General features: G+C 69.0%; 29 protein-coding genes. All 29 read left to right on the forward strand.

The annotated features are described in order from the left end of the window. Positions 1–100 precede the first annotated feature (100 nt). A complete protein-coding gene (gene tuf / locus GWJ10_RS00320; RefSeq protein WP_021479872.1) occupies positions 101–1297 on the forward strand; it encodes an elongation factor Tu in 1197 nt (398 codons plus the stop codon). A 478-nt stretch (positions 1298–1775) separates the two neighbouring features. Continuing rightward, positions 1776–2084: a 30S ribosomal protein S10 gene (gene rpsJ / locus GWJ10_RS00325; RefSeq protein ID WP_012867945.1), complete on the forward strand. Its 309-nt coding sequence runs from the start codon at positions 1776–1778 to the stop codon at positions 2082–2084. A gap of 14 nt (positions 2085–2098) precedes the next feature. After that, entirely contained in the window at positions 2099–2761 is a 663-nt protein-coding gene (gene rplC / locus GWJ10_RS00330) for a 50S ribosomal protein L3 (protein WP_021479874.1), read from the forward strand. Positions 2762–2766: 5 nt separating this feature from the next. Further along, positions 2767–3471 (forward strand): 50S ribosomal protein L4, encoded by a 705-nt coding sequence (gene rplD, locus GWJ10_RS00335; RefSeq protein WP_034654917.1) that lies wholly within the window; start codon positions 2767–2769, stop codon positions 3469–3471. After that, a complete protein-coding gene (gene rplW, locus GWJ10_RS00340; protein WP_021479876.1) occupies positions 3468–3758 on the forward strand; it encodes a 50S ribosomal protein L23 in 291 nt (96 codons plus the stop codon). Before rplD ends, rplW begins: the two co-directional genes overlap by 4 nt. A 31-nt stretch (positions 3759–3789) precedes the next feature. Further along, complete coding sequence (gene rplB / locus GWJ10_RS00345) at positions 3790–4626, forward strand: 50S ribosomal protein L2 (protein ID WP_021479877.1); 837 nt, start codon at positions 3790–3792, stop codon at positions 4624–4626. A gap of 15 nt (positions 4627–4641) precedes the next feature. After that, on the forward strand, positions 4642–4923 hold the full coding sequence (gene rpsS / locus GWJ10_RS00350; protein WP_021479878.1) for a 30S ribosomal protein S19: 282 nt from the start codon (positions 4642–4644) through the stop codon (positions 4921–4923). A gap of 58 nt (positions 4924–4981) precedes the next feature. Beyond that, on the forward strand, positions 4982–5353 hold the full coding sequence (gene rplV / locus GWJ10_RS00355; RefSeq protein WP_021479879.1) for a 50S ribosomal protein L22: 372 nt from the start codon (positions 4982–4984) through the stop codon (positions 5351–5353). Continuing rightward, positions 5353–6198, forward strand: coding sequence for a 30S ribosomal protein S3 (gene rpsC, locus GWJ10_RS00360; protein ID WP_034654910.1), 846 nt, complete (start codon positions 5353–5355; stop codon positions 6196–6198). Before rplV ends, rpsC begins: the two co-directional genes overlap by 1 nt. A gap of 3 nt (positions 6199–6201) precedes the next feature. Then, positions 6202–6621 carry a 50S ribosomal protein L16 gene (gene rplP / locus GWJ10_RS00365; RefSeq protein ID WP_021480428.1) on the forward strand — a complete coding sequence of 140 codons (420 nt, stop codon included), beginning with the start codon at positions 6202–6204 and terminating at the stop codon, positions 6619–6621. Then, positions 6621–6857, forward strand: a complete 237-nt coding sequence (gene rpmC, locus GWJ10_RS00370; RefSeq protein WP_021480429.1) for a 50S ribosomal protein L29 — start codon at positions 6621–6623, stop codon at positions 6855–6857. The genes rplP and rpmC overlap by 1 nt, the downstream gene beginning before the upstream one ends. Positions 6858–6868: 11 nt before the next feature. Beyond that, complete coding sequence (rpsQ, locus tag GWJ10_RS00375) at positions 6869–7159, forward strand: 30S ribosomal protein S17 (RefSeq protein WP_021480430.1); 291 nt, start codon at positions 6869–6871, stop codon at positions 7157–7159. A 206-nt stretch (positions 7160–7365) separates the two neighbouring features. Continuing rightward, a complete protein-coding gene (gene rplN / locus GWJ10_RS00380; RefSeq protein WP_021480431.1) occupies positions 7366–7734 on the forward strand; it encodes a 50S ribosomal protein L14 in 369 nt (122 codons plus the stop codon). Between the two features lie 2 nt (positions 7735–7736). After that, positions 7737–8078, forward strand: a complete 342-nt coding sequence (gene rplX / locus GWJ10_RS00385) for a 50S ribosomal protein L24 (protein WP_021480432.1) — start codon at positions 7737–7739, stop codon at positions 8076–8078. Further along, positions 8078–8647 carry a 50S ribosomal protein L5 gene (rplE, locus tag GWJ10_RS00390; RefSeq protein ID WP_021480433.1) on the forward strand — a complete coding sequence of 190 codons (570 nt, stop codon included), beginning with the start codon at positions 8078–8080 and terminating at the stop codon, positions 8645–8647. Before rplX ends, rplE begins: the two co-directional genes overlap by 1 nt. A 1-nt stretch (position 8648) precedes the next feature. Next, positions 8649–8834 carry a type Z 30S ribosomal protein S14 gene (locus GWJ10_RS00395; RefSeq protein ID WP_021480434.1) on the forward strand — a complete coding sequence of 62 codons (186 nt, stop codon included), beginning with the start codon at positions 8649–8651 and terminating at the stop codon, positions 8832–8834. A gap of 81 nt (positions 8835–8915) precedes the next feature. Further along, entirely contained in the window at positions 8916–9314 is a 399-nt protein-coding gene (gene rpsH, locus GWJ10_RS00400) for a 30S ribosomal protein S8 (RefSeq protein WP_021480435.1), read from the forward strand. 19 nt (positions 9315–9333) lie between these two features. Next, positions 9334–9870 (forward strand): 50S ribosomal protein L6, encoded by a 537-nt coding sequence (gene rplF / locus GWJ10_RS00405; RefSeq protein WP_021480436.1) that lies wholly within the window; start codon positions 9334–9336, stop codon positions 9868–9870. Positions 9871–9872: 2 nt separating this feature from the next. Further along, complete coding sequence (rplR, locus tag GWJ10_RS00410) at positions 9873–10244, forward strand: 50S ribosomal protein L18 (protein ID WP_021480437.1); 372 nt, start codon at positions 9873–9875, stop codon at positions 10242–10244. A gap of 40 nt (positions 10245–10284) precedes the next feature. Further along, positions 10285–10941, forward strand: coding sequence for a 30S ribosomal protein S5 (gene rpsE / locus GWJ10_RS00415; RefSeq protein WP_021480438.1), 657 nt, complete (start codon positions 10285–10287; stop codon positions 10939–10941). After that, positions 10941–11123, forward strand: coding sequence for a 50S ribosomal protein L30 (gene rpmD, locus GWJ10_RS00420; RefSeq protein ID WP_021480439.1), 183 nt, complete (start codon positions 10941–10943; stop codon positions 11121–11123). Before rpsE ends, rpmD begins: the two co-directional genes overlap by 1 nt. A gap of 2 nt (positions 11124–11125) precedes the next feature. Then, a complete protein-coding gene (rplO, locus tag GWJ10_RS00425; protein ID WP_163184464.1) occupies positions 11126–11680 on the forward strand; it encodes a 50S ribosomal protein L15 in 555 nt (184 codons plus the stop codon). A gap of 310 nt (positions 11681–11990) precedes the next feature. Continuing rightward, complete coding sequence (gene secY / locus GWJ10_RS00430; protein ID WP_021480441.1) at positions 11991–13289, forward strand: preprotein translocase subunit SecY; 1299 nt, start codon at positions 11991–11993, stop codon at positions 13287–13289. Between the two features lie 50 nt (positions 13290–13339). Continuing rightward, positions 13340–13897, forward strand: coding sequence for an adenylate kinase (locus tag GWJ10_RS00435; protein ID WP_031315308.1), 558 nt, complete (start codon positions 13340–13342; stop codon positions 13895–13897). Between the two features lie 40 nt (positions 13898–13937). Continuing rightward, positions 13938–14774, forward strand: a complete 837-nt coding sequence (gene map, locus GWJ10_RS00440) for a type I methionyl aminopeptidase (RefSeq protein ID WP_061268495.1) — start codon at positions 13938–13940, stop codon at positions 14772–14774. A gap of 303 nt (positions 14775–15077) precedes the next feature. Beyond that, positions 15078–15299 carry a translation initiation factor IF-1 gene (gene infA, locus GWJ10_RS00445; protein WP_012867920.1) on the forward strand — a complete coding sequence of 74 codons (222 nt, stop codon included), beginning with the start codon at positions 15078–15080 and terminating at the stop codon, positions 15297–15299. 96 nt (positions 15300–15395) lie between these two features. Continuing rightward, positions 15396–15509 (forward strand): 50S ribosomal protein L36, encoded by a 114-nt coding sequence (gene rpmJ / locus GWJ10_RS00450; protein ID WP_009740505.1) that lies wholly within the window; start codon positions 15396–15398, stop codon positions 15507–15509. Between the two features lie 237 nt (positions 15510–15746). Next, the gene (rpsM, locus tag GWJ10_RS00455) at positions 15747–16121 is read left to right on the forward strand and encodes a 30S ribosomal protein S13 (RefSeq protein ID WP_021479758.1); all 375 of its coding nucleotides are present in this window, start codon (positions 15747–15749) and stop codon (positions 16119–16121) included. A gap of 113 nt (positions 16122–16234) precedes the next feature. Further along, on the forward strand, positions 16235–16639 hold the full coding sequence (gene rpsK / locus GWJ10_RS00460) for a 30S ribosomal protein S11 (protein ID WP_021479759.1): 405 nt from the start codon (positions 16235–16237) through the stop codon (positions 16637–16639). Positions 16640–16757: the final 118 nt, after the last annotated feature.

A 16757-nucleotide genomic window follows, 5' to 3' on the forward strand; every position in this document is an offset into this window, starting at 1 on the left:
CCATCAACCTGTAGGAAACCGCAACGCCCCGCGGATGTAGGATCTCTCGGTCGACATTCGCAACGTTCGGCACATCTACCCAAGTCCCAGGAGGACCCCAGTGGCTAAGGCCAAGTTCGAGCGGACCAAGCCGCACGTCAACGTCGGCACCATCGGTCACGTCGACCACGGTAAGACGACGCTCACGGCGGCGATCTCGAAGACGCTCGCGGACACGTACCCGGACCTGCCGGCGAACACGCAGCGCAACTTCGACGAGATCGACGCGGCTCCCGAGGAGAAGCAGCGCGGTATCACGATCAACATCGCGCACATCGAGTACGAGACGCCGAAGCGCCACTACGCGCACGTCGACGCCCCGGGTCACGCCGACTACATCAAGAACATGATCACCGGTGCCGCCCAGATGGACGGCGCGATCCTGGTGGTCGCCGCGACCGACGGCCCGATGGCCCAGACGCGCGAGCACGTCCTGCTCGCCCGCCAGGTCGGCGTGCCGTACCTGCTCGTGGCGCTCAACAAGTCCGACATGGTCGACGACGAGGAGATCCTCGAGCTCGTCGAGATGGAGGTGCGCGAGCTCCTCTCCTCGCAGGAGTTCGACGGCGACAACGCGCCGGTCGTGCGCGTCTCCGGTCTCAAGGCGCTCGAGGGCGACCCCGAGTGGACCGCGAAGATCCTCGAGCTCATGGAGGCCGTGGACGAGAACGTGCCCGAGCCCGTCCGCGAGCTCGACAAGCCGTTCCTCATGCCCGTCGAGGACGTCTTCACGATCACCGGTCGTGGCACCGTCGTCACCGGCAAGGTGGAGCGTGGCACGCTCGACCTCAACTCGGACGTCGAGATCGTCGGCATCCGCTCGCCCCAGAAGACCACGGTCACGGGCATCGAGACGTTCCACAAGCAGATGGACCAGGCTCAGGCCGGCGACAACACCGGTCTGCTCCTGCGCGGCATCAAGCGCGAGGACGTCGAGCGCGGCCAGGTCGTCGTGAAGCCGGGCTCGATCACCCCGCACACGCAGTTCGAGGCGCAGGTCTACATCCTGGGCAAGGACGAGGGCGGCCGTCACAACCCGTTCTACTCGAACTACCGTCCGCAGTTCTACTTCCGCACGACGGACGTCACCGGCGTCATCACGCTGCCCGAGGGCACCGAGATGGTCATGCCCGGCGACAACACCGAGATGACGGTCGAGCTGATCCAGCCGATCGCCATGGAGGAGGGCCTCGGCTTCGCCATCCGTGAGGGTGGCCGCACCGTCGGCTCGGGCCGCGTCACCAAGATCCTCAAGTGATCTGACGCTGCCTCCGCAGCACCTCGTCGAAGGCCCGGTCCCGTCCGCGGGGCCGGGCCTTCGGCCTGCGGTCACCGTCACACCGGCGTCGCGTCGTCCGACTTGGACGACGGCGGCTTCGTGTGGCAGACTGTTCAGGTTGCCTGTTACGGGTGCGCTCTTTCACGTGTCGAACAGTGTGTTGAACCGGTCCTCTCGCCGAGGGCCAGGACCCCGGGACTTCCCCCGGGTCTGCGGGTTGAGCTCTCTGTGTCGCCATGGATCGAGTACCCCGCGGAACACACGTTCCGACAGGCTCGCACAAACGTTGTGGTCCGGTTCGCGGAGCCGTGCGTCAGCACGGAGCCCGGCGGGAGTCCACATATCCAACGGCCCTGCGCCTCTTGGCGTGTGCGCCCAGGTGCGTCGCGACTACGCGACACGCCCGAGCGCGGGGGTCGGACAGCTAGCGGTTCGAGAGAGAGAGTCAGACGACGCCATGGCGGGACAGAAGATCCGCATCCGGCTCAAGTCCTACGACCACGAGGTCATCGACAGCTCGGCGCGCAAGATCGTCGACACGGTGACGCGCGCTGGTGCAACGGTCGTGGGTCCGGTGCCGCTGCCGACGGAGAAGAACGTCTTCTGCGTCATCCGGTCGCCTCACAAGTACAAGGACAGCCGCGAGCACTTCGAGATGCGCACGCACAAGCGGCTGATCGACATCATCGATCCCACGCCGAAGGCGGTCGACTCGCTCATGCGTCTCGACCTGCCGGCTGACGTGAACATCGAGATCAAGCTCTGAGGCTGGAGGACATCATGACTACCCCCCAGCAGAACGCGCGCCCGGTCACCGCGGTGCTCGGCACGAAGCTCGGGATGACGCAGCTCTGGGACGAGGCCGGGCGCCTCGTGCCCGTCACCGTCGTCGCGGTCGGCACGAACGTCGTGACGCAGGTGCGCACGTCGGACGCCGACGGCTACGCCGCCGTGCAGCTCGCCTACGGCCAGATCGACCCGCGCAAGGTCACGAAGCCGCTCAAGGGCCACTTCGAGAAGGCCGGCGTCACGCCGCGTCGTCACGTCGCCGAGGTCCGCACCACCGACGCCACCGAGTACTCGCTCGGCCAGGAGATCACCGCGGAGGCCTTCGAGGCCGGCGCCGTGGTCGACGTCGTGGGCACGACCAAGGGCAAGGGCACCGCCGGTGTCATGAAGCGTCACGGCTTCTCCGGCGTGGGTGCCTCCCACGGCTCGCACCGCAACCACCGCAAGCCCGGCTCGATCGGTGGGGCCTCGACCCCGTCGCGCGTCTTCAAGGGCCTGCGCATGGCCGGTCGGATGGGCAACGTCCGTCAGACCACCCAGAACCTGACCGTCCACGCGGTCGACGCCGAGAAGGGTCTGCTGCTCGTCAAGGGCGCGGTTCCCGGCCCCAAGGGCGGCGTCGTCCTCGTGCGCAGCGCCGCGAAGGGAGCGTGAACCCCATGTCCGCTCTGACCGTTGACGTGCTGGACCCCAAGGGCAAGAAGGCCGGCACCGCCGAGCTCCCCGCCGAGGTGTTCGACGTCGAGCTCAACGTCCCGCTGATCCACCAGGTCGTCGTCGCCCAGCGTGCTGCCGCACGCCAGGGCACCCACGACACCAAGTCCCGCGGCGAGGTCCGCGGTGGTGGTCGCAAGCCGTACAAGCAGAAGGGCACCGGCCGCGCCCGCCAGGGTTCGACCCGTGCGCCGCAGTTCGCCGGCGGTGGCGTCGTCCACGGCCCGACGCCGCGCTCGTACGACCAGCGGACGCCCAAGAAGATGAAGGCCGCCGCGCTCCGCGGTGCCCTCTCGGACCGCGCCCGCAACGGCCGCGTCCACGTGGTGACCGGCTTCGGTGTCGACGGCGTGCCGTCGACCAAGACCGCCGTCACGACGCTCGCCAAGCTCTCCGGGCGCAAGCACGTCCTCGTCGTCACCGAGCGTGGCGACGAGCTGACGATCAAGTCGCTGCGGAACGTCGAGCAGGTCCACCTCCTGGTGGCCGACCAGCTCAACACCTACGACGTGCTCGTCTCCGACGACGTCGTCTTCACGCAGGGCGCGCTCGACGCGTTCCTGACGGGCCCGGCCACGGGTCGCTCCGCGAAGGCCGTCGCCACCTCCACCGAGGCGGACGAGACTGCTGCCGAGGAGGCCGCGAAGTGACCACCGTGACCAAGGACCCCCGTGACGTGATCCTCGCGCCGGTCGTCTCCGAGAAGAGCTACGGCCTGCTCGACGAGGGCAAGTACACGTTCGTCGTCGACCCGCGGGCCAACAAGACCGAGATCAAGATCGCCGTCGAGCAGATCTTCTCGGTCAAGGTCGCCTCGGTGAACACGATCAACCGCAAGGGCAAGACGCGTCGCACGCGTTTCGGCCTGGGCAAGCGCAAGGACACCAAGCGTGCGATCGTCACCCTCCGCGAGGGCACGATCGACATCTTCGGCTGAGCCGACGAGAGCAGATTGAGGACAGATCCCCATGGGAATCCGTAAGTACAAGCCGACGACGCCCGGCCGCCGCGGCTCGAGCGTCGCCGACTTCGCCGAGATCACGCGCTCGCAGCCGGAGAAGTCTCTGGTCCGCCCGCTCTCCAAGAGCGGCGGCCGCAACAGCTCCGGTCGCATCACCACCCGTCACAAGGGTGGTGGCCACAAGCGTGCGTACCGCGTGATCGACTTCCGTCGTCACGACAAGGACGGCGTGCCGGCGAAGGTCGCGCACATCGAGTACGACCCCAACCGCACCGCGCGCATCGCGCTCCTGCACTACGCGGACGGCGAGAAGCGCTACATCGTCGCGCCGGCCAAGCTCAAGCAGGGCGACGTCGTCGAGGCGGGCGCGGGCGCGGACATCAAGCCCGGCAACAACCTGCCGCTGCGCAACATCCCGACCGGTACGGTCATCCACGCCATCGAGCTCAAGCCCGGTGGCGGCGCGAAGATCGCCCGCTCGGCCGGTGCGTCTGTGCAGCTCGTCGCCAAGGACGGGCCGTACGCGCAGCTGCGCATGCCCTCCGGCGAGATCCGCAACGTCGACCTGCGCTGCCGCGCGACGGTCGGCGAGGTCGGCAACGCCGAGCAGTCGAACATCAACTGGGGCAAGGCCGGCCGCATGCGCTGGAAGGGCAAGCGCCCCACCGTCCGCGGTGTCGCCATGAACCCGATCGACCACCCGCACGGTGGTGGTGAGGGCAAGACCTCCGGTGGTCGCCACCCGGTGAGCCCGTGGGGCCAGCCGGAGGGTCGTACCCGCCGTCCCAACAAGCCGAGCGACAAGCTGATCGTGCGTCGTCGCCGTACCGGCAAGAAGCGCTGATAGGAGCCTGGAGACATGCCTCGTAGCCTGAAGAAGGGCCCCTTCGTCGACGACCACCTGCAGAAGAAGGTGGACGCTCAGAACGAGAAGGGGACCAAGAACGTCATCAAGACCTGGTCCCGTCGGTCGGTCATCACGCCCGACTTCCTCGGTCACACGTTCGCCGTGCACGACGGTCGCAAGCACACGCCGGTGTTCGTCACCGAGTCGATGGTCGGCCACAAGCTCGGCGAGTTCGCTCCCACGCGGACCTTCCGCGGCCACGTGAAGGACGACAAGAAGGGTCGTCGCCGCTGACCCCCGGGTCAGTCTGGTGACGACCTGGACGGTCAAGAGACAAGAAGGCAGGACAGCAATGGAAGCCAAGGCGCAGGCGCGGTTCGTCCGTGTCACGCCCCAGAAGGCCCGGCGCGTCGTGGACCTCATCCGTGGCAAGCAGGCCTCCGAGGCCGTCGCGGTGCTGAAGTTCGCACCGCAGGCGGCGAGCGAGCCCGTCCGCAAGGTCGTGGAGAGCGCCATCGCCAACGCCCGGGTGAAGGCGGACCGCGCGAGCGAAGCGTTCGAGGAGCAGGAGCTCGTCGTGCGTGAGGCGTTCGTCGACGAGGGCCCGACCCTCAAGCGTTTCCGCCCCCGGGCCCAGGGCCGTGCGAACCGCATCCTCAAGCGCACCAGCCACATCACCGTGGTCGTCGCTCCGCGTGAGAACACGAAGGGAAGTGCCCGATAGTGGGACAGAAGGTTCACCCGCACGGGTACCGCCTCGGCATCACCACCGACCACCGGTCGCGCTGGTTCGCCGACAGCACGAAGCCCGGCCAGCGGTACCGCGACTACGTCCGCGAGGACGTCCAGATCCGCAAGCTCATGAGCACGGGGCTCGAGCGCGCCGGCATCTCCAAGGTCGAGATCGAGCGCACCCGTGACCGTGTCCGCGTGGACATCCACACGGCGCGCCCGGGCATCGTCATCGGCCGCCGCGGCGCCGAGGCCGACCGCATCCGCGGCGAGCTCGAGAAGCTCACCGGCAAGCAGGTGCAGCTCAACATCCTCGAGGTGAAGAACGCCGAGACGGACGCGCAGCTCGTCGCGCAGGGCATCGCCGAGCAGCTCGCGAGCCGCGTCTCGTTCCGTCGTGCCATGCGCAAGGGCATCCAGTCCGCGCAGCGCGCCGGCGCGAAGGGCATCCGCGTGCAGGTCTCCGGCCGCCTCGGTGGCGCGGAGATGAGCCGGTCGGAGTTCTACCGCGAGGGTCGTGTGCCGCTGCACACGCTGCGCGCGTACATCGACTACGGCTTCTTCGAGGCCCGCACCACGTTCGGCCGCATCGGCGTGAAGGTGTGGATCTACAAGGGCGACGTCACCGAGAAGGAGTTCGCCGCGCAGCAGGCCACGGCCGCTCCGCGCCAGGGCCGTGGCGGCCCGCGCGGTGAGCGCGGCGGCGACCGTCGTGGTGGCGGCCGTCGTCCCGAGCGTTCGGCCGAGCGGACCCCCGCGTCCGAGTCGCCGGCGGCGCCCGAGCAGGCTGCTCCCGCCGCAGAGGCGAAGGCCCCTGAGACCGGAACGGAGGCCTGAGTCATGCTGATCCCGCGCAGGCTCAAGCACCGCAAGCAGCACCACCCGTCGCGCTCCGGCGCGGCGAAGGGTGGCACCCAGATCTCGTTCGGCGAGTACGGCATCCAGGCTCTCGAGCCGGCGTACGTGACGAACCGCCAGATCGAGGCTGCTCGTATCGCGATGACCCGCCACATCAAGCGTGGCGGCAAGGTCTGGATCAACATCTACCCGGACCGTCCCCTGACCAAGAAGCCTGCCGAGACCCGCATGGGTTCCGGTAAGGGTTCGCCCGAGTGGTGGGTCGCCAATGTCAAGCCCGGCCGGATCGTCTTCGAGCTGGCGGGTGTCCCGGAGGACCTGGCTCGCGAGGCCATGCGCCGCGCGATCCACAAGCTCCCGATGAAGTGCCGTTTCGTGGTGCGCGAGGGTGGTGGCAACTGATGGCAATCGGAACGAAGGGGCTCGCCCCCGTCGACCTCGACGCCATGGACGACGAGACGCTCGTCGCCGAGCTCAAGAAGGTCAAGGAGGAGCTCTTCAACCTCCGCTTCCAGTCGGCCACCGGCCAGCTGGAGAGCCACGGGCGCCTCAAGGCCGTCCGCCGCGACATCGCGCGGATCTACACGATCCTGCGTGAGCGCGAGCTCGGCATCCGAACCGCGCCGAGCGCCGAGTGAGTGAGGCTGGAATGAGCGAGAACGCAACGAACGCGCCCGAGGCGGCCGAGGAGCGCGCGCACCGCAAGACGCGCCGCGGCTACGTCGTGAGCGACAAGATGGACAAGACCGTGGTGGTCGAGGTCGAGGACCGGGTCAAGCACCCGCTCTACGGCAAGGTCATCCGCCGCACGAGCAAGGTCAAGGCGCACGACGAGCAGAACTCTGCCGGCGTGGGCGACCTGGTGCTCATCATGGAGACCCGCCCGCTGTCCGCGACCAAGCGGTGGCGCCTCGCGGAGATCCTCGAGAAGGCCAAGTGATCCACCGGTCGTGACGGGCGGGCCCCGGCTCGCTCGTCACGACCGCTCTCGTGCCGCACCGCGGTGCGGCAACCAGTGAGGACAGGTCCGGCGGGTCCACCGCCCGGTCCTGGCCGGTTCACCCGCGAGGGACCCGGCACTGACAGCTATCCGTTCGGCAAGGCTCGCCCACGGCGAGAACCGGCTCGACGACAGGAGTTCATTACATGATCCAGCAGGAGTCGCGACTTCGTGTCGCCGACAACACGGGTGCCAAGGAGATTCTCTGCATCCGTGTTCTCGGTGGCTCGGGCCGTCGCTACGCCGGAATCGGCGACGTCATCGTCGCAACCGTCAAGGACGCGATCCCGGGCGGCAACGTGAAGAAGGGCGACGTGGTCAAGGCCGTCGTCGTCCGCACCGCCAAGGAGCGCCGTCGTCCGGACGGTTCCTACATCAAGTTCGACGAGAACGCCGCCGTGATCCTCAAGAACGACGGCGAGCCGCGCGGGACGCGCATCTTCGGCCCGGTCGGGCGCGAGCTGCGCGACAAGCGGTTCATGAAGATCATCTCGCTGGCTCCGGAGGTGCTCTGACCATGGCCAAGATCAAGAAGGGCGACCTCGTCGTCGTCATCGCGGGCAAGGACAAGGGCAAGCAGGGGCGCGTCCTCGAGGTGCTCACCGACCGTGACCGCGTCATCGTCGAGGGCGTCCAGCGCGTCACCAAGCACACCAAGGTCGGCCAGTCGCAGCGCGGCACGCGGACCGGTGGGATCGAGACCGTCGAGGCCCCGATCCACATCAGCAACGTGATGGTCGTCGACCCGGAGACCAAGAAGGGCACCCGCGTCGGGTACCGCACCGAAGAGGTCGAGCGTGACGGCCGCAAGCGCACCGTGCGCGTGCGTGTCGCCAAGCGCTCCGGGAAGGACATCTGATGAGCACCGAGATCGTCGCCCCCGAGGTGCCCCGCCTGAAGCAGCGCTACCGCGAGGAGATCGTCGCCGGTCTGCGCGAGGAGTTCGGGCACGAGAACGTCAACCAGGTCGCCCGCGTCACGAAGATCGTCGTGAACATGGGTGTCGGTGACGCCGCCAAGGACTCGAAGCTCATCGAGGGCGCCATCCGCGACCTGTCCGCGATCACCGGCCAGAAGCCGCAGGTGACCAAGGCCCGCAAGTCCATCGCGCAGTTCAAGCTGCGCGAGGGCATGCCGATCGGCGCGCACGTCACGCTGCGCGGCGACCGCATGTGGGAGTTCCTGGACCGCCTGCTGTCGATCGCCCTGCCGCGCATCCGCGACTTCCGCGGCCTGTCGCCCAAGCAGTTCGACGGGAACGGCAACTACACGTTCGGTCTCACGGAGCAGTCGATGTTCCACGAGATCGACCAGGACAAGATCGACCGTGTCCGCGGTATGGACATCACGATCGTGACCACGGCGACGACCGATGACGAGGGCCGCTCCCTGCTGCGCCGTCTCGGCTTCCCCTTCAAGGAGAACTGACATGGCGAAGAAGGCCCTGATCAACAAGGCGGCCGCCAAGCCGAAGTTCGCGGTCCGCGCCTACACCCGGTGCCAGAAGTGCGGTCGCCCGCACTCGGTGTACCGCAAGTTCGGCCTGTGCCGCATCTGCGTGCGCGAGATGGCCCACCGTGGTGAGCTTCCGGGCGTCACCAAGAGCAGCTGGTAACAACTACGTCGTAGGTCCTGGCGGAGCGCGTCGCTCGACGCGCCCCGCCCGGATACCACGTCGAGGAAGGGCTAGAGCCCGATGACGATGACCGACCCGATCGCAGACATGCTGACGCGTCTGCGGAACGCGAACTCGGCTTACCACGAGACGGTGACCATGCCGTACTCGAAGCTGAAGTCGCACATTGCCGAGATCCTCCAGGCCGAGGGCTACATCTCCGGCTGGAGCGTCGAGGACGCGACGGTGGGCAAGAACCTCACCATCCAGCTCAAGTTCGGCCCGAACCGTGAGCGCAGCCTCGCCGGCGTGCGCCGCGTGTCGAAGCCCGGCCTGCGCAAGTACGTCAAGTCCACCGAGCTGCCGAAGGTTCTCGGCGGCCTGGGCGTGGCGATCCTGTCCACGTCCTCCGGTCTGCTCACCGACAAGCAGGCCGCCACGAAGGGCGTGGGCGGCGAAGTCCTCGCCTACGTCTGGTAACCCGGAAAGGAGATACGCCATGTCTCGAATCGGCAAGATCCCCGTTCCGGTTCCCGCCGGAGTGGACGTCACCATCAGCGGCGCGCTCGTGACCGTGAAGGGCCCCAAGGGCTCGCTCGAGCACCACGTGCCCGCCCCCATCCAGGTCGCTCAGGAGGACGGCACCCTCGTGGTGTCGCGCCCGAACGACGAGCGCGAGTCCCGCGCGCTGCACGGCCTGACCCGCACCCTCCTGGCGAACCTCGTGCAGGGCGTGACGCAGGGCTACGAGAAGAAGCTCGAGATCGTCGGCACCGGTTACCGCGTGACGGCCAAGGGCTCGGACCTCGAGTTCGCCCTCGGCTTCAGCCACCCGGTCGTCGTGACCCCGCCCGCGGGCATCACGTTCGCGGTCGAGAGCCCGACGAAGTTCTCGGTCTCCGGCATCGACAAGCAGCAGGTCGGCGAGATCGCAGCGAACATCCGCAAGATCCGCAAGCCCGAGCCGTACAAGGGCAAGGGTGTGCGTTACGCCGGCGAGGTCGTCCGCCGCAAGGCTGGAAAGGCTGGTAAGTAACGATGGCTCTGAAGGTTCTCGGCAAGGGCAAGGCCGTCGCGCGTCAGCGCCGGCACCTGCGCCTGCGCAAGAAGATCAAGGGGACCGCCGGTCGTCCGCGCCTCGTGGTGACGCGTTCCACGCGTCACATCACGGCTCAGGTCGTGGACGACACGATCGGTCAGACGCTCGCGTCGGCCTCGTCGCTCGAGGCGGACCTGCGTGCGCTCGACGGCGACAAGAGCGCCAAGGCCCGCAAGGTCGGCGAGCTCGTCGCCGAGCGTGCGAAGGCCAAGGGCGTCGACTCCGTCGTCTTCGACCGTGGCGGCAACAAGTACCACGGTCGGGTCGCTGCGGTCGCCGACGGCGCTCGCGAGGGCGGTCTGTCCCTGTGACGACGCCGACCATCCCCACACGGAAGCAAAGGATTCTCTGATGGCTGCAGGGCAGCGCAGCAACACCGGCGCCCCCACGGGTGCCGCCAACGAGTCGAGCGACCAGAACGCGCGCGGGGGGCGCCGCGACGACCGTCGCGGTGACCGTCGCGACGGTCGCCGTGGCGACGCAGCCGAGAAGAACGCCTTCGTCGAGCGCGTCGTCACCATCAACCGCGTCTCCAAGGTCGTCAAGGGCGGCCGCCGCTTCAGCTTCACCGCGCTCGTCGTGGTGGGCGACGGCGACGGCACCGTCGGCGTCGGCTACGGCAAGGCGAAGGAGGTGCCCGCGGCGATCGCCAAGGGTGTCGAGGAGGCCAAGAAGAACTTCTTCAAGGTCCCGCGCATCCAGGGCACCATCCCGCACCCCATCCAGGGTGAGGCCGCCGCCGGCGTCGTGTTCCTCCGTCCGGCCGCTCCGGGTACCGGTGTGATCGCCGGTGGTCCGGTGCGCGCCGTGCTGGAGTGCGCGGGCATCCACGACGTGCTGAGCAAGTCGCTCGGCTCGTCCAACGCGATCAACATCGTGCACGCGACCGTCGAGGCCCTGCGCAACCTGGAGCAGCCTGAGGCTGTCGCCGCGCGCCGTGGTCTCCCGCTCGAGGACGTGGCCCCGGCCGCGCTCCTGCGTGCCCGTGCTGCGGGGGTGAACGCCTGATGGCCAGGCTCAAGGTGACCCAGACGAAGTCCGCCATCGGCGGCAAGCAGAACCAGCGCGACACGCTGCGCACTCTGGGCCTCAAGCGGATCGGCGACACCGCCGTGAAGGAGGACCGCCCGGAGATCCGCGGCATGGTCGCGACGGTGGCGCACCTCGTCACCGTTGAGGAGGTCGAGTGACCATGGCTGAGAAGGCCACCAAGGAGACCGCCGAGGCTCCGAAGAAGAAGACCGCTGCGAAGGCGTCTGCTCCGGCGAAGGCCGAGCAGACCCCCGCGCAGACCGATGGTGCCGGCGGCACGCTCAAGGTCCACCACCTGCGTCCGGCTCCCGGCGCCAAGAAGGCCAAGACCCGCGTGGGTCGTGGTGAGGCGTCGAAGGGTAAGACGGCGGGCCGCGGTACCAAGGGTACGAAGGCTCGTTACCAGGTTCCCGAGCGCTTCGAGGGTGGGCAGATGCCTCTGCACATGCGCCTCCCGAAGCTGCGCGGCTTCAAGAACCCGTTCCGCACCGAGTACCAGGTCGTGAACCTGGACAAGCTCGCGGCGCTGTACCCCGAGGGTGGCCAGGTCACCGTCGAGGACCTCGTCGCGAAGGGCGCGGTCCGCAAGGGCCAGCTCGTCAAGGTGCTCGGCACGGGAGAGATCACCGTCAAGCTCGAGGTCGCGGTCGACGCCCTCTCGGGCGCGGCTCGCGAGAAGATCCTCGCGGCCGGCGGTTCGGTCTCGGAGGACTGACACCCCTGGACAGGGCCGGTGGCGCGTACGCGCCGTCGGCCCTGTCCGCGTCTGAGGGCGCCTCCCTGCACGACCCGTGGTCCGTCCGGCAGCGCACCACGGTCTAGACTCTCCGACGGCTGTCTCCCCGCACCCCGGGGGTGACCGCCGTCACTCCCAGGTCCACGGCCGGCCCGTCCGGTGATCGGGACCGACTTGCCGTTCGACGCGGCGCTACGGCTAGGGTGCCTCTTGGCGCCCGTGCCGTGCGTCACACCTCGCCGGGCCTCCCGGCGACACGACATCCCGCCTCGGCGGGCCAGGAGGATAGGTGCTCAGCGCATTCGCCCGGGCTTTCCGGACGCCCGACCTGCGGCGCAAGCTGCTGTTCACGATCGCGATCATGGCGATCTTCCGGGTGGGGTCGTTCATCCCCACGCCCGGCGTGGACTACCCCAACGTGCAGCAGTGCATCGCGGAGACCGCCGACGGCAACGACCTGCTCAGCCTGGTCAACCTCTTCAGCGGCGGCGCGCTGCTCCAGCTGTCGATCTTCGCGCTCGGCATCATGCCGTACATCACCGCGAGCATCATCGTCCAGCTGCTGCGCGTCGTGATCCCTCGCTTCGAGGCGCTCCACAAGGAGGGCCAGTCGGGCCAGGCGAAGCTGACGCAGTACACGCGCTACCTGACGATCGCGCTCGCCATCCTCCAGTCGACGACCGTCATCACGACGGCGCGCAACGGCCTGCTCTTCCAGGGCTGCTCCGTCGACGTCATCCCGGACGCCAGCTTCGTCACGATGGCCCTCATGGTCATCACGATGACCGCGGGCACCGGCCTCATCATGTGGCTCGGCGAGCTCATCACGGAGCGCGGCGTCGGCAACGGCATGTCGCTGCTCATCTTCACGTCCATCGCCGCGAGCTTCCCGACCGCCCTGTGGTCGATCGCCGGCGGCGCGAACGGCGCGACGAACTTCATCATCATGATCGCGGTCATCGTGCTCGTCATCGGTCTGGTCGTGTTCGTCGAGCAGTCCCAGCGCCGCGTGCCGGTGCAGTACGCCAAGCGCATGGTCGGTCGCCGCATGTACGGCGGCTCGAGCACCTACATCCCGATCAAGATCAACATGGCGGGTGTCATCCCGGTGATCTTCGCGGCCTCGCTGCTCGCGGTCCCGGGCCTCATCGCGCAGTTCGGCGACCAGAGCGCCGACTGGGTGATCTGGATCAGCACCAACCTGGCCGACCCGTCCGCGCCGCTGCACATCCTGCTGTACGTGCTGATGATCCTGTTCTTCTGCTTCTTCTACACGTCGATCACGTTCAACCCGGACGAGGTCGCGGACAACATGAAGAAGTACGGCGGCTTCATCCCGGGCATCCGTGCCGGCCGGCCCACCGCCGAGTACCTCGACTACGTCATCACCCGCATCACCTCCGCGGGTGCCATCTACCTCGCGCTCGTCGCACTGCTGCCGACGCTGGTCCTCATCGGGCTCGGCGTGAGCACGAACATCCCGTTCGGTGGCTCCTCGATCATCATCGTCGTCGGCGTCGGCCTGGAGACGGTCAAGCAGATCAACTCCCAGCTGCAGCAGCGCCACTACGAAGGGTTCCTCCGTTGAGCAACGCCACCGACGGCCAGTCCGCCGCGCGCCCCGCGCGCCTCGTCATCATGGGCCCGCAGGGCGCGGGCAAGGGGACGCAGGCCGCCCGGCTCGCCGAGCAGCTGTCCATCCCGGCGATCTCGACCGGCGACATCTTCCGGGCGAACATCAAGGGCGGCACGGAGCTCGGCCGCCTCGCGCAGGAGTACACCGCGAAGGGCGACCTCGTCCCCGACTCGGTGACGAACGCGATGGTCCGCGACCGTCTCGCGCAGGACGACGCCGCGCAGGGGTTCATCCTCGACGGCTACCCGCGCAACGCGGCCCAGGTCGTCGAGCTCGACGCGATCCTCGCCGACCTGGGCGTCGCGCTGGACGGCGTCGTGGAGCTCACCGCGGACCGTGACGAGCTGCTCGCGCGCCTCGCGAAGCGCGCGGAGATCGAGGGTCGCGAGGACGACACGGAGGAGGCCATCGCGCGCCGCCTCGACATCTACGCGGAGCAGACGGCGCCGCTCACCTCCGCCTACGCGGACCGCGGCCTGCTGGTGCGGGTCGACGGGATCGGCGACATCGACGAGGTCACCGGCCGCATCGTGTCGGCGCTGACCGCGCTCGTCGGCTGAGCGCCCGCACGTCTTTCCGTCGGTTCTGAGGAGCAGCAGGGTGTTCGGTCGCGAGCGCATCGAGTACAAGACGCACGACCAGGTCCGGTCCATGCGCAGCGCCGGCCTCGTCGTGGCGCGCGCGCTCGGGACGGTGCGCGACGCCGTCCGACCGGGCATGACGACCGCCGACCTCGACGCGCTCGCCGCCGCGGTCATCGCCGACGCCGGGGCGACGCCGTCGTTCCTCGGGTACGAGGGCTACCCGGCGTCGCTCTGCGTGTCGGTGAACGACGAGGTCGTCCACGGCATCCCCGGGCCGCGGGAGCTGCGCCCGGGGGACGTCGTCTCCGTCGACTGCGGGGCCGTCGTCGACGGCTGGCACGGTGACTCGGCGGTCTCGTTCGTGCTCGGTGAGGGCGACCCGCACGACGAGGCGCTCGTCGAGGCCACGCGCCGCGCCATGTGGGCCGGGATCGCCGCGCTCGCGACGAGCGAGCGGCTGTGCGACGTCGGGGCCGCCATCGAGGACTCGGTGCGTGTCTCGGGGGAGTCTGACGGCGTCACCTACGGCATCGTCGAGGACTACGTCGGCCACGGGATCGGGTCCGCGATGCACCAGCCCCCGGACGTCCCGAACTACCGCACGCGCGAGAAGGGCCCGCGGCTGCGCCCGGGCATGTGCCTCGCGATCGAGCCGATGCTCACGCGGGGCGAGCGGTTCACCGAGGTGTGCGAGGACGACTGGACGGTCGTGACGGACGACGGCACCCGTGCCGCGCACTGGGAGCACAGCGTCGCGATCCTCGACGAGGGCATCTGGGTCCTCACCGCGCCCGACGGCGGCGCCGCGGAGCTCGCGGAGCTCGGCGTGCGCGTCGCACCGCTCGCGGCCTGACCGCGCACCGGCCGGTCGCGGGCCGCCTCGCTCCCGTCCGGCAGCGCTCGACGGCACCCGGCGCGACGGGGGAGTGACGCGTCGCACCGCGCGTACGACCCGCCACGGTTTCCCGTCCCTTGCCGGATGCCGTAGGATGGTCCGTCGGGTGTAGTCCGTGCACGTCGTTCATCCGGCCCCCGTCCCTCGGGACCCGGGCGACCGACCACCGCACGCGGCTCCACGCACCTCCCACGATCGGACGACCCTCGGGTCGGGCGTGCGCGGGAGTCCTAGCAGTTCAGACGAGAGTTAGCGGAGGACATGGCAAAGAAGGACGGTGTCATCGAGATCGAGGGCAGCGTGGTCGAGGCCCTGCCGAACGCGATGTTCCGCGTGGAGCTGGCCAACGGGCACAAGGTTCTCGCGCACATCTCGGGCAAGATGCGCCAGCACTACATCCGGATCCTCCCCGAGGACCGGGTCGTGGTCGAGCTGAGCCCGTACGACCTGTCCCGCGGCCGGATCGTCTACCGCTACAAGTAGTCGTCACGCGTCCACCCACTCACCCGCCTCGCACCCGGGACCACCGGGGCCGCTCGTCGGTCGCGCCCGGAGCGGGGCACCACTGAGGGAACGAAGATGAAGGTCAAGCCCAGCGTCAAGAAGATCTGCGACAAGTGCAAGGTGATCCGCCGGCACGGTCGCGTCATGGTGATCTGCGAGAACCTGCGGCACAAGCAGCGCCAGGGCTGAGCCCTCACCTGCGCCACGGGTGACGGTCCTCCGGGACCGCGGTCACCAGGCCGCCCGTCACGACGACGGCCGGCCACCAGCGCACCACCACGAACCTGCTCGGCACCCCGGACGCGAGTCCGGGAGGAGAACGCCACAGGCAGGGGAACCCCCGGCTCGGAGGCCGGGGCCCACGGAGCTCCCCGTGGGAGGGCGGTGCGACAGACCTCCGACGAAGCACGAGGAGCCGAAAGGCACATGGCACGTCTCATCGGCGTCGACCTCCCCCGCGACAAGCGGCTCGAGGTCGCGCTCACCTACATCTACGGCGTCGGCCGTACCCGCGCCCAGCAGACGCTGGCCGCCACCGGCATCAGCCCGGACGCCCGCGTGAAGGACCTCGGCGACGCCGAGCTCGTCGCGCTCCGCGACTACCTCGAGGGCAACTACAAGCTCGAGGGTGACCTCCGTCGTGAGGTGGCCGCCGACATCCGCCGCAAGGTCGAGATCGGCACCTACCAGGGCCTGCGTCACCGCCGCGGCCTGCCCGTGCGCGGCCAGCGCACGAAGACCAACGCGCGTACGCGCAAGGGACCGAAGCGCACCGTGGCCGGCAAGAAGAAGGCCCGCTGAGCCAGTCCGCAGGGCGGGCCCTGCTCGCGCACTGACGCGGACCTCACGGTCCGTCCCGTGCCGGGTGGAGATCCCCGCGGTCAGACCACCTCAGACCAGGAGAGAAGAAGGACATGCCTCCCAAGACTCGCGCCGCCGCTGGGCGCAAGCCTCGTCGCAAGGACAAGAAGAACGTCCCCGCCGGCCAGGCGCACATCAAGAGCACGTTCAACAACACGATCGTGTCGATCACGGACCCGTCGGGCGCCGTGATCGCGTGGGCCTCCGGCGGCGACGTCGGCTTCAAGGGCTCCCGCAAGTCGACCCCCTTCGCCGCCGGCCTCGCGGCCGAGGCCGCTGCCCGCAAGGCGCAGGAGCACGGCATGAAGAAGGTCGACGTCTTCGTCAAGGGCCCGGGCTCGGGTCGCGAGACGGCGATCCGCTCGCTGCAGTCGGCCGGCCTCGAGGTCGGCTCGATCCAGGACGTGACGCCGCAGGCGCACAACGGGTGCCGGCCGCCCAAGCGTCGTCGCGTCTGACCCTCGTCGTCGGCGTGCCGTCGACGGGCCGCCCGGTCACCGACCGGCCGAGCCCGTCGACGGCGCCCGTCACGGGGCAGCCGCCTCCTGACGGGGCCGACGCACCCTTCCCGGCCGG

This window comes from Cellulosimicrobium sp. SL-1 (assembly GCF_011033075.1).
Taxonomy (GTDB): Bacteria; Actinomycetota; Actinomycetes; order Actinomycetales; family Cellulomonadaceae; genus Cellulosimicrobium; species Cellulosimicrobium funkei.

What these genes read in the sequence shown, in the direction of transcription:
- GWJ10_RS00395 (WP_021480434.1), top strand. Translation starts at nt 8,649, where the DNA reads ATGGCGAAGAAGGCCCTGATCAACAAGGCGGCCGCCAAGCCGAAGTTC.
- rplR (WP_021480437.1), top strand. Translation starts at nt 9,873, where the DNA reads ATGGCTCTGAAGGTTCTCGGCAAGGGCAAGGCCGTCGCGCGTCAGCGC.
- rplD (WP_034654917.1), top strand. Translation starts at nt 2,767, where the DNA reads ATGTCCGCTCTGACCGTTGACGTGCTGGACCCCAAGGGCAAGAAGGCC.
- rplN (WP_021480431.1), top strand. Translation starts at nt 7,366, where the DNA reads ATGATCCAGCAGGAGTCGCGACTTCGTGTCGCCGACAACACGGGTGCC.
- rpsJ (WP_012867945.1), top strand. Translation starts at nt 1,776, where the DNA reads ATGGCGGGACAGAAGATCCGCATCCGGCTCAAGTCCTACGACCACGAG.
- rpmD (WP_021480439.1), top strand. Translation starts at nt 10,941, where the DNA reads ATGGCCAGGCTCAAGGTGACCCAGACGAAGTCCGCCATCGGCGGCAAG.
- rpsS (WP_021479878.1), top strand. Translation starts at nt 4,642, where the DNA reads ATGCCTCGTAGCCTGAAGAAGGGCCCCTTCGTCGACGACCACCTGCAG.
- rpsQ (WP_021480430.1), top strand. Translation starts at nt 6,869, where the DNA reads ATGAGCGAGAACGCAACGAACGCGCCCGAGGCGGCCGAGGAGCGCGCG.
- rpsK (WP_021479759.1), top strand. Translation starts at nt 16,235, where the DNA reads ATGCCTCCCAAGACTCGCGCCGCCGCTGGGCGCAAGCCTCGTCGCAAG.
- rplP (WP_021480428.1), top strand. Translation starts at nt 6,202, where the DNA reads ATGCTGATCCCGCGCAGGCTCAAGCACCGCAAGCAGCACCACCCGTCG.
- rpmJ (WP_009740505.1), top strand. Translation starts at nt 15,396, where the DNA reads ATGAAGGTCAAGCCCAGCGTCAAGAAGATCTGCGACAAGTGCAAGGTG.
- rplX (WP_021480432.1), top strand. Translation starts at nt 7,737, where the DNA reads ATGGCCAAGATCAAGAAGGGCGACCTCGTCGTCGTCATCGCGGGCAAG.
- GWJ10_RS00435 (WP_031315308.1), top strand. Translation starts at nt 13,340, where the DNA reads ATGGGCCCGCAGGGCGCGGGCAAGGGGACGCAGGCCGCCCGGCTCGCC.
- rplB (WP_021479877.1), top strand. Translation starts at nt 3,790, where the DNA reads ATGGGAATCCGTAAGTACAAGCCGACGACGCCCGGCCGCCGCGGCTCG.
- rplF (WP_021480436.1), top strand. Translation starts at nt 9,334, where the DNA reads ATGTCTCGAATCGGCAAGATCCCCGTTCCGGTTCCCGCCGGAGTGGAC.
- rplE (WP_021480433.1), top strand. Translation starts at nt 8,078, where the DNA reads ATGAGCACCGAGATCGTCGCCCCCGAGGTGCCCCGCCTGAAGCAGCGC.
- rpmC (WP_021480429.1), top strand. Translation starts at nt 6,621, where the DNA reads ATGGCAATCGGAACGAAGGGGCTCGCCCCCGTCGACCTCGACGCCATG.
- rpsH (WP_021480435.1), top strand. Translation starts at nt 8,916, where the DNA reads ATGACGATGACCGACCCGATCGCAGACATGCTGACGCGTCTGCGGAAC.
- rpsE (WP_021480438.1), top strand. Translation starts at nt 10,285, where the DNA reads ATGGCTGCAGGGCAGCGCAGCAACACCGGCGCCCCCACGGGTGCCGCC.
- infA (WP_012867920.1), top strand. Translation starts at nt 15,078, where the DNA reads ATGGCAAAGAAGGACGGTGTCATCGAGATCGAGGGCAGCGTGGTCGAG.
- rplC (WP_021479874.1), top strand. Translation starts at nt 2,099, where the DNA reads ATGACTACCCCCCAGCAGAACGCGCGCCCGGTCACCGCGGTGCTCGGC.
- rplO (WP_163184464.1), top strand. Translation starts at nt 11,126, where the DNA reads ATGGCTGAGAAGGCCACCAAGGAGACCGCCGAGGCTCCGAAGAAGAAG.
- rplV (WP_021479879.1), top strand. Translation starts at nt 4,982, where the DNA reads ATGGAAGCCAAGGCGCAGGCGCGGTTCGTCCGTGTCACGCCCCAGAAG.
- rpsM (WP_021479758.1), top strand. Translation starts at nt 15,747, where the DNA reads ATGGCACGTCTCATCGGCGTCGACCTCCCCCGCGACAAGCGGCTCGAG.